Source organism: Commensalibacter sp. M0133 (assembly GCF_016101485.1).
GTDB lineage: Bacteria > Pseudomonadota > Alphaproteobacteria > Acetobacterales > Acetobacteraceae > Commensalibacter > Commensalibacter melissae.
Window position 1 is genome coordinate 213471 of record NZ_JACFQI010000002.1, and the last position, 14216, is coordinate 227686.

10 protein-coding genes and 1 tRNA gene are annotated in these 14216 nt (G+C 40.3%); 1 reads left to right on the forward strand and 10 read right to left on the reverse strand.

The window, feature by feature from the left end:
* Window positions 1-31 precede the first annotated feature (31 nt).
* The 8 genes from H3T46_RS05880 to dalD all read right to left on the reverse strand — a co-directional run bounded on the left by H3T46_RS05880 (window position 32) and on the right by dalD (window position 7886).
* The gene (locus tag H3T46_RS05880; protein ID WP_155566145.1) at window positions 32-724 is read right to left on the reverse strand and encodes a pirin family protein; all 693 of its coding nucleotides are present in this window, start codon (window positions 722-724) and stop codon (window positions 32-34) included.
* Between the two features lie 74 nt (window positions 725-798).
* Window positions 799-1068 (reverse strand): DUF333 domain-containing protein, encoded by a 270-nt coding sequence (locus H3T46_RS05885; protein WP_196424063.1) that lies wholly within the window; start codon window positions 1066-1068, stop codon window positions 799-801.
* A gap of 159 nt (window positions 1069-1227) precedes the next feature.
* Window positions 1228-2343 carry an N-acetylglucosamine-6-phosphate deacetylase gene (gene nagA, locus H3T46_RS05890; protein ID WP_198197846.1) on the reverse strand — a complete coding sequence of 372 codons (1116 nt, stop codon included), beginning with the start codon at window positions 2341-2343 and terminating at the stop codon, window positions 1228-1230.
* Between the two features lie 2 nt (window positions 2344-2345).
* Window positions 2346-3647 (reverse strand): sugar MFS transporter, encoded by a 1302-nt coding sequence (locus tag H3T46_RS05895; protein ID WP_198197848.1) that lies wholly within the window; start codon window positions 3645-3647, stop codon window positions 2346-2348.
* Window positions 3648-3683: 36 nt separating this feature from the next.
* Window positions 3684-4472: a glucosamine-6-phosphate deaminase gene (gene nagB / locus H3T46_RS05900; RefSeq protein ID WP_198197850.1), complete on the reverse strand. Its 789-nt coding sequence runs from the start codon at window positions 4470-4472 to the stop codon at window positions 3684-3686.
* The gene (locus tag H3T46_RS05905) at window positions 4472-5365 is read right to left on the reverse strand and encodes a BadF/BadG/BcrA/BcrD ATPase family protein (RefSeq protein ID WP_198197852.1); all 894 of its coding nucleotides are present in this window, start codon (window positions 5363-5365) and stop codon (window positions 4472-4474) included. Before H3T46_RS05905 ends, nagB begins: the two co-directional genes overlap by 1 nt.
* A 142-nt stretch (window positions 5366-5507) precedes the next feature.
* Window positions 5508-6410 (reverse strand): glycosyltransferase family 2 protein, encoded by a 903-nt coding sequence (locus H3T46_RS05910; protein WP_155564745.1) that lies wholly within the window; start codon window positions 6408-6410, stop codon window positions 5508-5510.
* Window positions 6411-6509: 99 nt separating this feature from the next.
* Window positions 6510-7886, reverse strand: coding sequence for a D-arabinitol 4-dehydrogenase (dalD, locus tag H3T46_RS05915; RefSeq protein ID WP_162988620.1), 1377 nt, complete (start codon window positions 7884-7886; stop codon window positions 6510-6512).
* Between the two features lie 280 nt (window positions 7887-8166).
* Here dalD and H3T46_RS05920 point away from each other — a divergent pair, with 280 nt between their 5' ends.
* Window positions 8167-13146 (forward strand): type ISP restriction/modification enzyme, encoded by a 4980-nt coding sequence (locus H3T46_RS05920; RefSeq protein ID WP_198197854.1) that lies wholly within the window; start codon window positions 8167-8169, stop codon window positions 13144-13146.
* A 256-nt stretch (window positions 13147-13402) separates the two neighbouring features.
* Here H3T46_RS05920 and H3T46_RS05925 read toward each other — a convergent pair.
* Window positions 13403-13478 (reverse strand) — tRNA-Ala (locus H3T46_RS05925).
* 217 nt (window positions 13479-13695) lie between these two features.
* Window positions 13696-14136, reverse strand: coding sequence for a carboxymuconolactone decarboxylase family protein (locus H3T46_RS05930; protein ID WP_198197856.1), 441 nt, complete (start codon window positions 14134-14136; stop codon window positions 13696-13698).
* Window positions 14137-14216 lie beyond the last annotated feature (80 nt).

Consider the following 14216-nt stretch of genomic DNA (forward strand, 5'->3'; position numbering starts at 1 on the left):
TTTTGGATTTGTTTTAATGGGTTACAAACATTTACAATAATTCAAAAAGCAATATTTCAGCAGCTTTAACTGTTGTGATCTGAATATTTTCCTCATCAAACACAGCAACGCCATCACTTGTTTGAATCAATTGTCCATTTACTCTCAATTCACCAGTAACAACTTGAATCCATACATTTCCGTATCTTTTTAAAATTGTATATTCATGATCTTCTTGTGCCTTAAATCGCCAACGCCAAAGATTCATGTCTTGGTAAATCTTTAGGGAATTTTCACGTGCGTCTGATGATAAAATGAGTTGCCTACCCTCAACCTCAGGAAAATATCTTGTTTCATACCGTGGCTTAATATTTATTTCATTTGGTTTAATCCATATCTGATAAAAATGTAACGTTTCCTGATCAGAGGGATTATATTCTGAATGATGAATTCCGGTACCGGCACTCATGATCTGAAACTCGCCGGCTTTTACCCGTTCCCTAAAACCCATACTATCTTGATGTTCAATGGTTCCTTCCAATACATAGGAAAGAATTTCCATATTCTTGTGTGGGTGCTGACCAAACCCTTTACCCACCTGTACCCGATCTTCATTAATTACCCTTAAATCTGAAAACCCCATAAAATCCGGATCATAGTAATTTGCAAACGAAAAACTGTGATAGGTTTCAAGCCAGCCATGGTTGGCATGCCCTCTTGCATTTGCCTTACGTACATAAATCATTCTATAGACTTTCAAATATTCAAGATAATGGAATCGATATTAATCAAGAATGTTTCATAAATACCATTGGTTTCCTAATTCTTAACGGAATGGTCTCTGCGAAATAATGTCCATTCCTCAATAACCTGTCCACCAGGTAAAAGACAATCATTATATTCTCCAAGATTATTTTGTCTTTTGATCAGCTTTCCCTTTAACTTTAGACAATAAACAGAGGCGGGATTGGGCATCCCTATTTTTTGGGCGGGAAATGAGATTTTATGATTACTTTTATTGGCCGCCTGGCAATTGGACAGGGTAAAAACCGATAATAATATTCCAATATTAACAAAATATTTATTCAAGTTTTACCCCTTTTGAATGTATTTACTGTTTTATAATACTATGTTTCAGATAATTTCAGAACAAATTATTTACCTCCATTCTCTCATCAAATATCAAATAAAAAAACCTAACCTCAAACAAGGTTAGGCTCCATATCAGAATTTAAACCCAATTTGTAGCTAAACTCTTCTTTTGCCTGCAATCCAAACCTGTTCAACCTGCATATTGGCATTCATCACAACAAAATCTGCCCTTTTTCCAGGTGTGATCTCACCACGATCAGTCAATCCCTGATATTGGGCTGCATTTGTACTTACCAAACGTGTCGCTTCCGGTAGTGTTGCCCCATGAACCAAAGCGTTACGAAAGGCTTGATCAAGCGTTAGGACACTTCCTGCAAGATGTCCATTCATTCCCATCACACAACCATTTTTAATGATCACTTTCTGTCCACCCAATTCACTTTCACCCTCAAGCATTCCAGCTCCACGCATCGCATCTGTCACAAACAGCAAATGATCGGGTTTTTGACGATGTGCCAATCGAAAATTGACAGGATGAACATGATGGGTATCAAAAATCATCTCAGCGTATGCCTTATCATCATCTAATATGGCCCCGGCAAGACCTGGAGCGCGTCCTTCAATCCCACCCATTGCATTAAATAAATGGGTTCCTCCCACAACACCATGATGCGTATGAGCTATTTGCAAAGCATGTTGGGCTTGGCTATAGCTGCATGCCGTATGTCCCAAACTGACACGAATTCCAGCCTTGGTTAATAAAGGAACAGCCTGTTCAATATATTCAACTTCAGGGGCAATGGTAATGACTCTGACAATATCCAGTTCTATCATTTCCTGAAGCACTTCTGCCTTTGGCATGATATTAAATGGAGGCTGGGCACCCAGTTTTTTACTACTGATAAAAGGACCTTCCAAATGGGCACCTCGAATATCGGGAAGATCCGCTAATCCCTTTTGTCGCACCTCTTTAACTGCCCGAAGTGAATCAAGAATTTCTTTCCATGGCCGTGTTATGGTTGTTGGTAGAATGGTTGTCGTGCCATGATGCATATGAAATCTTGAAAGCCTTTCAATTGCCTCCGCACCATCCATTGTATCCGCGCCATCTCCACCATGAACATGACCATCAATAAAACCCGGCAGAATATAATATTGTGGATCTTTATTGGATAAATTTCCAGCCTCTATATCAGAAATTATCTCACCAAAAAATATGTTACCTGTAACAACCCGATCACGTAATACAATACGTCCTTGTAAATTGGTCATCCCTATGCACCCTCATTAATAATGACAGGTCGAGATGCTTTGCCTCTTTTCAGGTCAAAATAACCATAAATGCCATATAAACCCATAATCGTGTAACAAATAATGGCTATACTTGCAAAAATCGTTTGGAAATCAATAAATTTCGTATAATAACTGTAAATTTGCGGAATAACAGCACCTCCACAAATCCCCATTACCATTAAAGCTGCACCACTAGCTGTTCGTTCACCCAAACCACGTATGGCAATTGGAAAAATAGCGGGCCACATCATTGAATTGGCAAATCCCAATAGAGCGATAAAAGTAATTGAAATATATCCGGTGGTCAACCATGCACCAATAGCAAAAATAATGCCTAAAACATTGGATACAACCAGATAACTTTCTTGAGAAAGAATTTTAGGGGTAATAATAATTCCTGCAAAATAACCGGCCAACATTGCAGAAAGGGTAAAAGAAGAAAAAAACTTGGTAATATCGAGAGAAATATGAAAATCTGATCCATAAGTACCGATGGCACTTCCAGCCAAAACTTCCATACCTACATAGGTGAAGATACACAAAACACCAAACCATAAACGAGGAGAGGTAGGAATTCCACCACTATTTCCTTTTTGCTGTCCATCATCTTCATTGTTGATTTCTGGTAAAGTCGAACGATAAATTCCAAAAGCAACCAAAAGCAAAATCAATGCCATTCCCATATATGGATAATAAACTTTATCAGCAAAAACAGATATAATTTGCGTTTTCTCACTAATGGATTTGGCGGCATCAATACGTTCCTGGATGCCACTGATATTTGTAACAAACATTCCAAAGATTACAGGGGCAAGAATACCAGCACCCTTATTGCAAATACCCATTATTGCCTGCCTTTGGGCACCTTTTTCAATAGGCCCCAAAATACTAACATAAGGATTTACAGCGGTTTGTAGACACGACAATCCAACCCCAATAATAAATAAACCTATTAAAACCCCAGTATACCAATGAGATTTTATAAACTGGCCAAAAATTAATGCACCTATTGCCATGACAATCAATGCAATACACAAGCCATTTTTCATGCCTGTCTTTTTTAACACCCATGAGGCGGGAAGTGAAAAAACAAAAAAGGATATGTAAAAAGCAGATAAAACAAAAAAAGCATTGAAATCATCAAGCGAAAAAGCAACTTTTACAAAAGGGATTAAAGGGCTATTAATCCAAGTAAAAAATCCAATAACAAAAAAAAGAACACCTACAATAATAAGAGGTTTTGTCGTATTCTGAGGAACATTAGACGATATCTGATCAGACATATATTTTCCTTTTATCCACACCTTGAATTGTTATTTTTAACGATATTGGGCATATTCAGGTTCGTTTTGGAAAACCCAATCATAATATTGGCGACCTGACAATTGAGAGGCTGCCGCTTCATCAACCAGAATCTTACATGCGGAATGAAGTTGTAGTGCAGACGCACTAATCATCGAAGTGATAGGTCCCTCAACTGCCTTTGCCAAAATTGATGCTTTGCTTTCTCCTAAGGCAACCAATAGGATTGACCGCGCTTCCAAAATCGTACCAACACCCATGGTCATTGCACGACTGGGAACCTTTTCCGGATCTCCTCCAAACATTTCTGCATTTTGTTGACGTGTATGAGGGGTTAAGCTTTTATCCCTGGTTCGTGACATTAACGCAGACAAGGGTTCATTAAAACCAATATGACCGGTTTCACCAATACCTAACAATTGAAGATCTATTCCGCCCACTTTACGAATTTCTTCTTCATAGCGTTTACCTTCGGAATGCACATCCTGTGCCATACCATTTGGAACATGTGTATTTTTCAAATCAATATTCACATGCCTGAATAAATGATAATCCATATAGCTACGATAAGAATTGGGGTCTTCTGCGGACAAACCAATATATTCATCTAGATTGAAAGAATGACATCCGGAAAAGTCCAGCCCTTCATTTTTATGCATCTGGACCAAAATTGCATAAATCCGTTCCATGGTTCGACCCGTTGCCAGTCCTAAAACAATCTTTTGTTTTTCTTTGATTTTCTGGGCAATAAAAGTTGCCGCCAACTGTGCTGTTTTCTCTGCATCTGGGCGAATAATGACTTCCATTAATGTACTTCCTTATTTTTATATGCTTGAAGCGCCAGATAATAGGCACCATCTAAAGATTGACCTTGAGCAGGAATAATATGTTCACGCACTTTTGGAGATAATCGAGATAAGAAAATATTCGCCAGTCCCCCTAATAAACACAGAGGAAGATCCGCATATTCGTCTTTTAGTAATGCCAAAGCCAAATCAGATATAATTTCCGCCGCTTTATCCAAGAATAAACTTGCGTCAGAACATCCAGTTTCCGCTTGCTCAATCAGCCATGGAACCAAAGAACCAAATTTTTGTGGTTGCGCTCTTACTGCCCACAACATTGGATCCTCTCCCTGCCGCTTTAAATGGTTATATAATTTTCTGCTTAAATCGGTTTCCGGCTTACGTCTCTCTATACGTTGCAACATGTCAGATATCAATTGCAATCCCAGCCAGGCTCCACCTCCCTGATCATCCTGCGGAAAACCCCAGCCGCTTAATTTTTTATGTTTATCATTGAAAATGGCATAGGCCACTGTCCCTGTTCCAATGGCAATAACCGCGCCATTTTTACCTTTATGCGCACCTAGACATGATGTATGAGCATCTGTTTCAAATATAAATTTTTCAAAACCTGTGCATAATTTCCTAAAATTTTCACGGGCAACAGGAACCTCTGCACCGGCCAGACCAGCACCTCCATATAAATTAACATCCTCTGGTGTAATATCCAATTGTTTTAAACTGTTATCCAGAGTTTCTTTAATAGAAAACCAGCTTTCTTGCGTGTTACTCGCAATATTCGCTGGCCCCCCTTTATTTTCTAATAAAAATTTTCCATCAGCTGTAAAAATTTGTAAGATGGATTTAGTGGCTCCACCATCAATACTGATTAATAAATCTTGTTTTTTTTTCATAGTCACCCAATCTAGATTATTCGTCGATTAAGCAAATAAAAAATTTAACAAATAAAAAAAATTTATTTACTTTATAAGCCCCTCATTTATTAATTAATTATTAACTTTTAAAATTCCAATAGAAGATAATAAATACGTTTCATTATTCTGGTTTAATTTTGCGATTTTCTTTACATCCATAAAGAATGTAATGCTGAACAGGGTTAATACCTGCCGCTTTTACATCAGGATAGGTTTCCAGATAAAAATCCTGATCAAATTCACGAATAATGTCCCATTCTTTTAAATGAACTATTTGACTTTTATCTTTTAAATCATTCAGGAATTCTTGTTTTTGATTTCGTGAAAACCAGGGGTACCGGAAAAGCGGCTCCTCTTTTAGGTCATTTAGCGTTTTTTCATTATTTCTTGCTTCTTCTGGGGAACCTGTTGAGGGAATGGGCATCAATTTTAATCCACTATCCATAACCGCATAAACGATGGAATTATCTTCCCTGATAATTCCCCCAAATCCAGATTTAACATATCTTGTTGAATAATCCGTATGTTCATGTCCATAACGCCCAAAACGGTTATCCATATAACCGACCAGAGGAAAAGCCTCCCTGCTGACCGTGATACATGAACCCGCAATTAGTGGGGATATGCCCGGATTCTGCGCATTACAATCACCATAAAGCAATTTGTCCTTCCATTCTGGAACGACAAAGGTGACATGTCCATGAATTTGGGCTGCCTTTGCCCATTCCACATCCCATCCATACATCGTTGGGAAAATATCATCATCCAGTAAAATAAACATATCGGCTTGCGTATAGTTGGCCAAGTAGTAAATCCCCCTGTTTTTATTCCAGGCGATACCCTTGTTTTTTCCCGTAATGTAATTTATTTTTTCCCTGTTTAAAACATCAACCGTTTCATCTGTTGAACCATCGTCACATACAATCAGTTCATATTCATTCAAGGAAAACTTTTGGATCAGGCGTATTTGTTCTATTAAATATTCAATCCGGTTAAATGTAGTTATTGCAATACCAATTTTCATAAAATTATCAACTTCACAAAATTAAATTCATTAAAATAACCCTCAATTCTGGTGTAATTAACACTCAACAGGCTTTAATGCTGGTTAAGGGTTTCATAACTAATTATTAACTTTTTTCTGCCAATCTCTCAAATAATTAATTTTGTTGTGTAATAATTTTACAAATTCTGGTTTGCCTGCCAATTTCCCGAACAGCATTTTGTCTCCCGCATATTCCGCAACGGGGTCCCCTGCCTTGAACATTTCGTGAACAGCTTGCTGATCCATAATACCATCCTGATATTGATAGGGAATTAGATCCTTTACATAATTTTCCAGGAAAACAAAAAATAATGCTGGTAAAACGGCAGTTGCATCAGGTGTTTTACCCCGATCGTAACATTCGGTTAAGGTGGGTGTAATAAACCCCGGGATTTTGGAAAAACTGTCTGCAGCCACGCGTTGATTCGTATCTTTTATATACGGATTACTAAAACGATCCAATACAACATCCCTGTATCTGGCCAAATCAAGGGGACTTGGTGTCAGACAAGGGATAACGTCCTCTGTAACATAATTCCATGCCATTTTCCTGATCTCAGCATTGGCCACATCCTCATGAATAAAGGAGAGCCCTGCCAAGGTTCCCGCCCAAGCGACACAACTGTGACTTGAATTCAGGATACGAATTTTTGCCTCTTCCCATGGATCAACCGATTTTACCATTTCAACCCCGACTTTTTCAAGTTCGGGGCGACCATCGATAAAATGATCCTCGATAACCCATTGAATGAATGATTCCGCCATAACGGGGGCGGCATCCCTGAAATGCGTGGCCCCATATACCCGTTCCGGTAAATCGGCTGAGGGGCGAGGGGTGATACGATCCACCATAGTATTTGGAGAGGAAGTGTTTTTCCTTACCCATTCCAGCAACTGGTCTTCCCGCGACAGTTTCAGGAATTCGATAAACCCGTTTCTGAAACGTTCCCCATTGTGACGTAAATTATCACAACTTAACAGGGTGACAGGTTGGCCACCCTTTCTAATTCTTTCCTTTAGAATTGCCTTTAAGGCACCATAAATCGTGCAGATTTCACCCTTGAGTTCAGACTGGATATCCCTGCTGCTCTTATCAAGCTGATGATTGGTATCCAGATAATATCCACCTTCTGTAACGGTAAAAGCGATAATTTTTGTTTCAGGCCTGATCCCCTGTTCAACAAGGCCTTGCATTTTATCATCATAGGGCAGGATTTTTTGAATAGATGTGATTTTTTCATAATCCCGTTCACCTTTTGGGGTGACGGTTTCCAATATATACTGACCATCCTGTTTTGACAGGGCGTCCAACAACGGAGCCGTATCCTTGCGTATCCCCCCAGCCGCCACAATCCATTTTTCCCTGGTATTTTCCTGTAACAAACGATGAAGATACCATGCCTGATGGGCACGCTGAAAAGAACCAATACCAATATGCATCCATATATTTGTCATGACTGAACCCCTTGAGATGATTGTACCTAATATTGCAGGATCATTGTGAATGAGATTATGTTCTGTATTAAAACATATTATATAACCAATTGAAATAATTAATAAATATTTTAGACAATGCGAATCATAATCAATTGACCGATTATTAATAAATTAATTGATTTATCAAAATAATTTGATGGAATGGAACGATATTTACCAACAATGTTATTTCAAAAAGGTAAGAAAATTTAATAATTTTGATTATTTGTTAATTTCTTTTTAGTATTCATCATTTAAAATGACCTCGGCATTACAGAATTTACTGGAACAATTCCGTCATGCAACGCAAACGGAACGGGATAAGGGAACCAGTTTTGAAAACCTGATGATCAAGTATTTCAAAACTGAACCGGCTTATAAAAATAAATACAAGGATATTTTACCCTATTCTGACTGGGTGTCCTGTTATGGAAAGATCCTGAACATCACGGATAAAAAGGATACGGGTATTGATTTGGTCGGGGTCACTTTGAATAATGAACTTCATGCCTTTCAATGCAAAAACTATGATCCGGACAGGACAATCAGCAAAAATGACATAGACAGCTTCTTTACCGCTTCGGGCAAGAAATATTTTACCTATCGCTATATCATATCCACGACTGACAAATGGACAGAAAATGCTGAAAATGCCCTGGAAAACCAGAATCCCCCGGTCAGCAAGATCGATCTGCATCACTTGGAACAGAGTGTTATTGACTGGTCAAAATACTTGCATGAAGAAAAACCGGTTTTAAAACCCAAGAAAAAGCTGCTTGATCATCAGGCGTCCGCCCTGGAAGCCGTGCAACACGGCCTGAAAACCGCGGATCGCGGCAAACTGATCATGGCATGTGGTACAGGAAAAACATTTACCTCGCTAAAAATTGCCGAGACCATGGCGGGTAAGGGGAAAACCGTATTATTTCTGGTTCCAAGCCTTTCCCTGCTCAGTCAGAGCCTTACAGAATGGACGCAAGAGAGTGCCATTGAAATAAACAGTTTCGCGGTATGTTCAGACAGTGATGTAGGCAAGAAACATGCCAGGGAGGATGACCGTGTCATTGCGGGAATCAGTGATTTGCAATATCCGGCAACAACCCATGCCGAAAGTTTGAAAAAAGCGTTTCACGTGGCCCTTGATAATAATCCCGAAGCCATGACGGTCATTTTTTCAACCTATCATTCCATCGAGGTTCTTAACCAGGCGCAACAGGGTGAAAACGCCATTCCGGCATTCGATCTGGTCATCTGTGATGAAGCGCACCGTACGACGGGTGCAACCTATGAGGGGGATGATGAATCCGCATTTGTCAGAATTCATGACAATGAATATATTCATGGAAAAAAACGTTTATACATGACCGCAACCCCCCGGATTTATGCCGAAGCCAGCAAGAAAAAGGCCAGGGATGAATCTATTGTCGTCTATTCAATGGATGATCCGGCTATCTATGGTGAGGATTTATATGTCATCACATTTTCCCAGGCGGTATCACGGAACTTGCTGGTTGATTACAAAGTCATCGTTCTGGCCGTGGAGGAAAGCCACATCAACAGACGCCTGCAAGAATTGCTGAAGGATCAGGATAATGTCTTGAAGGTTGATGATGCGGCAAAAATCGTTGGTTGCTGGAAAGCCCTGTCTAAACAGGGTCTGTATGAAAATCCCGATAATTCGGCGGATCCCATGCAACGCGCCGTTGCCTTTTGCCAGGTCATTGAGGCAACCTATAAAGGCAGGACACACAAAGTCAGTTCCAAACTAATCGCCGAGATGTTTGGCAAGGTTGTTGAACAATATCAACATCACGAAACCGAAGAACGTTCAAAAGAAAATCCTGACGCATTTCCGGACAGGGCCTTGAGCATGACTTGCGAGGCAGAACATATTGATGGGGGAATGAACGCGGGGGAAAAGGAAACGAAACTGGAATGGCTGAAATCCGAAATACCAGAAAATACCTGTCGCATACTGTCAAATGTCCGGTGCCTGTCCGAAGGGGTAGATGTTCCGGCACTGGATGCCGTTCTTTTCCTGACAGCCCGTTCATCCCAGGTGGACGTGGTTCAATCCGTCGGCCGGGTTATGCGCAAGGCACCCGGGAAAAAATTGGGATATGTCATACTGCCCATTGTCATACCGGCAGGCATTGAGCCTGAAAAGGCACTGGATGACAATCAGACCTATCGTGTTGTATGGCAGGTTCTAAATGCCCTCCGTTCCCATGATGACCGTTTTGACGCAACCATCAACAAGCTGGAATTCAATGGAAAGGCCCCCTCAAGAATAGAGGTGATCGCTGTTGCCGACAAGATCGGCCCCAAAAGACAAAAGCAAACCAGATCTCAGGAAATAGCGGCAAGGGCGAGGAAAAGCCATATTATTGGCCAGGCTTCCCAACCCTCATCGAACCGGCAGGGAGACCTGGTCTTCGAGGTTGGGGAAATTGAACGGGCTCTCTATGCCAAAATCGTTAAAAAATGTGGAAACCGGCATCACTGGGAGGACTGGGCAAATGATGTCGCCAAAATTGCCCAAACCCATATCGATCGCATCCAGCACATTCTGGACAACCCGAAAAATCATCAGGCCATTCATCTTTTCAACAAATTTGCCAAAGAGTTGCGGGACGATATCAACCCAAATCTCGATGATCATGAAATCATTGAAATGCTGGCCCAGCATATGGTCACAAAACCTGTCTTTGACGCCCTGTTCGGACATTACCGGTTTACCGAGCACAATCCCATCTCAAAGGGAATGCAGAAAATCCTTGAACAGCTGGACAGGGAAAAACTGGACAAGGAACGTGCAACCCTGCAGGCCTTTTACGAATCCGTAAAAATGCGTGCCACGGGCATTGACAGCGTACAGGGCAGACAGCGCATCATCATCGAGCTATATGACAAATTCTTTCGCAATGCCTTTCCCCGCATGACCGAAAGGTTGGGAATTGTCTATACACCGGTTGAGGTGGTGGATTTCATCATCCACAGCATCGAGCATGTCCTGAAAACCGAATTTGGCAGCAGTCTCGCCGAACCTAATGTCCATATTCTTGAGCCATTTGCAGGTACCGGAACCTTCATCACAAGAATGCTGCAAAGCGGCATTATCACAAAGGACAAACTACCCCACAAATATAAACGTGAAATCCATGCCAATGAGATTGTCCTGCTGGCCTATTATATCGCCACGATCAATATTGAATCAACCTATCACAGTATAATGACGCAACAAAACGATGCTGGCAAAACAGAAAAGAAAGAAGGGGAATATACATCCTTTGCCGGAATCTGTCTGACCGACACGTTCGAAATGGCGAAAGGCAGGCAAAAGGATATCGGAAAGGATATCCTGCTAAAGGAAAACAATGAACGGGTTTCCCGTCAGCAGGCGCTTGACATTCAGGTTATCATGAGCAATCCGCCCTATTCCGCTGGACAGGAATCCGCCAATGACAATAATGCCAATCTTTCCTATCCAGACCTGGATGAAAGAATTCGTGAAACCTATGCCAAATATTCAACGGCAACCAATAAAAACGCGTTGTATGACAGTTACATAAGAGCCATCCGCTGGGCATCGGATCGAATCATGGAATGCGGTGTTCTCGGTTTTGTCAGCAATGCCAGCTTTATCGACAGCAACACTTGTGATGGTTTGAGAAAATGTCTAGCTGAAGAATTCACCAGCCTTTATATTTTTCATTTACGTGGTAATGCAAGAACTTCCGGAGAGCAAAGACGTAAAGAAAAAGATAATATATTTAATATAGGAAGTCGTGCCCCAATTGCCATTTCAATTCTGGTTAAAAACCCCAACCAAAACCAGAGGGGACAAATATATTTCCATGATATTGGCGATTACCTCACCCGTCAGCAAAAACTGGAAACAATACGGAAATTCGGCAATATCGATGGAATCACCCGAAACAATGGCTGGATCAATATTGTTCCTGACCGGTTCAATGACTGGAACAATCAGCGTGATCCCGATTTCAATACCTATATCTCCATGGGTGATAAAAAGGATAGGCAAACAATAAGCATATTTGACAACTATTCTCGTGGCGTTGCAACAAGTAGAGATGCCTGGGTTTATAATGCCTCTCGCGGAAAATTGATTGCCAATATCCAAAATTCCATTCAGTTCTACAATGACGAGGTTGATCGTTATCTTGCCCAACCCCAATCCACCAAAATTATAAAGGCTGAAGATTTCGTCATTTTTGATTCAACCAGGTTTTCATGGGATCGTCAAAATAAAAAAGATTTAGAAAAAGGAAAAAAATATCAGTTTGATTCTTCCTCCCTGTATAAATCCCTATATCGTCCCTTCACGAAATCTTACTTGTATTTTAACAAAGATTTAAATAACATGACTTATCAAATGCCGCGAATTTTTCCAACTGCACAGGCTGATAATCGAGTTATCAGTATTACAGGTTTGGGAGTTACAAAAAAATTCAGCTGTATAATATGTAATGTTATTCCAGATGTACAATTACAAGCCAACGGTCAGTGTTTTCCCCTATATCTCTATGACATTTCCCCTCGTGAAAATGATTTGTTGGAAAAGGAAACACCCAAAAGACGGGACGCCATCTCCAATGATGCCCTAAAACATTTTCAGGCCGCCTATCCCGATCAGGCCATTACCAGGGAAGATATTTTCTATTACATTTACGGCCTGCTTCACAGTGAAGATTACCGCAGCCGTTATGAGGACAATCTGACCAAGGAACTTCCCCGTATTCCCCGTGTCAAATCATTTGATGATTTTACCGCCTTCACACAGGCGGGACGCATGCTTGCCGACCTGCACCTGAATTATGAAACTGTTGACTGTTACACCAGGGTTAAAATTGATGGGTTAACCCTTACCCCATCAGGAATTGTCGGGGGGAAAGACCATGAATTTCACGTTACCAAAATGAGATTTCCTCAAAGAAACCAAAAAACGGAAGTCATTTACAATGACTGTTTCACCATCAAAAACATACCTGAGGAGGCCTATGACTATATCGTAAATGGAAAATCAGCCCTGGAATGGGTTATGGAACGTCAATCCGTTACAACAGACAAAAAAACAGGCATTACCAATGATGCCAACGACTGGGCCATTGAAACCATGCATAATCCAAAATATCCGCTTGAACTCTTTCTTCGTGTCATCACTGTCAGTCTGGCAACAAGTAAAATTGTCAATGCCTTGCCTAAACTGAAACTGTAACAGTCAACAGAAATGATATTCAAGGAACAATCCTCATATATCATTCCGAAACCAATTGTTATAAAGATAGAATATTATCGTTGAAACTTGTCTATTAAGAAAGCGAATTTAATAATTCAAAATATTGTACCCATTTTTGTACCCACTTTTTATCACATAGTCTGTCATGAACTGGCAAGAATATGATAGGTAAATATGTATTTTTTGGGAAAAACAAGGTATCTGTCAGGAATTGGCAATATCCAACCTATTTAAATGGTGGAGCCAAGGGGAATCGAACCCCTGACCTTCTGAATGCCATTCAGACGCTCTCCCAACTGAGCTATGGCCCCTTTTGAAAAAAATATATAACGGTTAAACCTGTAGATGGCAAGTTAAAAATGGTAACTTTTAATTTTTATCAAATGATGGAAAATTCAGACAATATTCCGGCTTTCTTTGATAAATCTCCACTTCAGGAAAGATATTCAAAACAAAATCCGAAAATATCTATCATCCGAACAGCAATTATTGATTGAACCAACAACAAACATCCCGGATTTCAATCAATTATTCAGGTTTGGTCGCAAAAGCTATCGCAAAACGGTTCCAGGCATTGATAACATTAATGGTAACCGTCAACTCGACAATTTCCTGATCATCAAAATGTCTTCTGACCTGACTGTAAATTTCATCAGGGGCATGTTTTTCCGATACAAGCGTCAGTGTTTCCGTCCATAATAAGGCTGCCTGTTCCCGTTCATTGAAATAGGATGTCTCCCGCCAGGCACTGAGGGTCAAGATCCGTTTCAAATCCTCGCCTGCAGCCAGGGCATCCCTGGTATGCATATCAATACAGAAAGCGCAGCCATTAATCTGGGAAGCCCTTATCTTTACCAATTCCCTCAATGAAACGGGAAGAATTGACTTTTTTGAAGCCTCTTCCAAATTCCACATGGCCTTCATCATTTCAGGAGCGGCCTTAAAATAATTCAGTCGTTTTTCTACCATCTCAAATTCCCTTTCTAAAATAAATTTTGGTTTCCCATAATAAAAAATACCTATTATAAGATGTATTTACAATGAATTTT

Coding starts and splice junctions, on each gene's coding strand:
- H3T46_RS05895 (WP_198197848.1), bottom strand. CDS start 3,647: ATGTCTGATCAGATATCGTCTAATGTTCCTCAGAATACGACAAAACCT.
- nagA (WP_198197846.1), bottom strand. CDS start 2,343: ATGACCAATTTACAAGGACGTATTGTATTACGTGATCGGGTTGTTACA.
- dalD (WP_162988620.1), bottom strand. CDS start 7,886: ATGACAAATATATGGATGCATATTGGTATTGGTTCTTTTCAGCGTGCC.
- H3T46_RS05920 (WP_198197854.1), top strand. CDS start 8,167: ATGACCTCGGCATTACAGAATTTACTGGAACAATTCCGTCATGCAACG.
- H3T46_RS05930 (WP_198197856.1), bottom strand. CDS start 14,136: ATGGTAGAAAAACGACTGAATTATTTTAAGGCCGCTCCTGAAATGATG.
- H3T46_RS05910 (WP_155564745.1), bottom strand. CDS start 6,410: ATGAAAATTGGTATTGCAATAACTACATTTAACCGGATTGAATATTTA.
- nagB (WP_198197850.1), bottom strand. CDS start 4,472: ATGGAAGTCATTATTCGCCCAGATGCAGAGAAAACAGCACAGTTGGCG.
- H3T46_RS05905 (WP_198197852.1), bottom strand. CDS start 5,365: ATGAAAAAAAAACAAGATTTATTAATCAGTATTGATGGTGGAGCCACT.
- H3T46_RS05880 (WP_155566145.1), bottom strand. CDS start 724: ATGATTTATGTACGTAAGGCAAATGCAAGAGGGCATGCCAACCATGGC.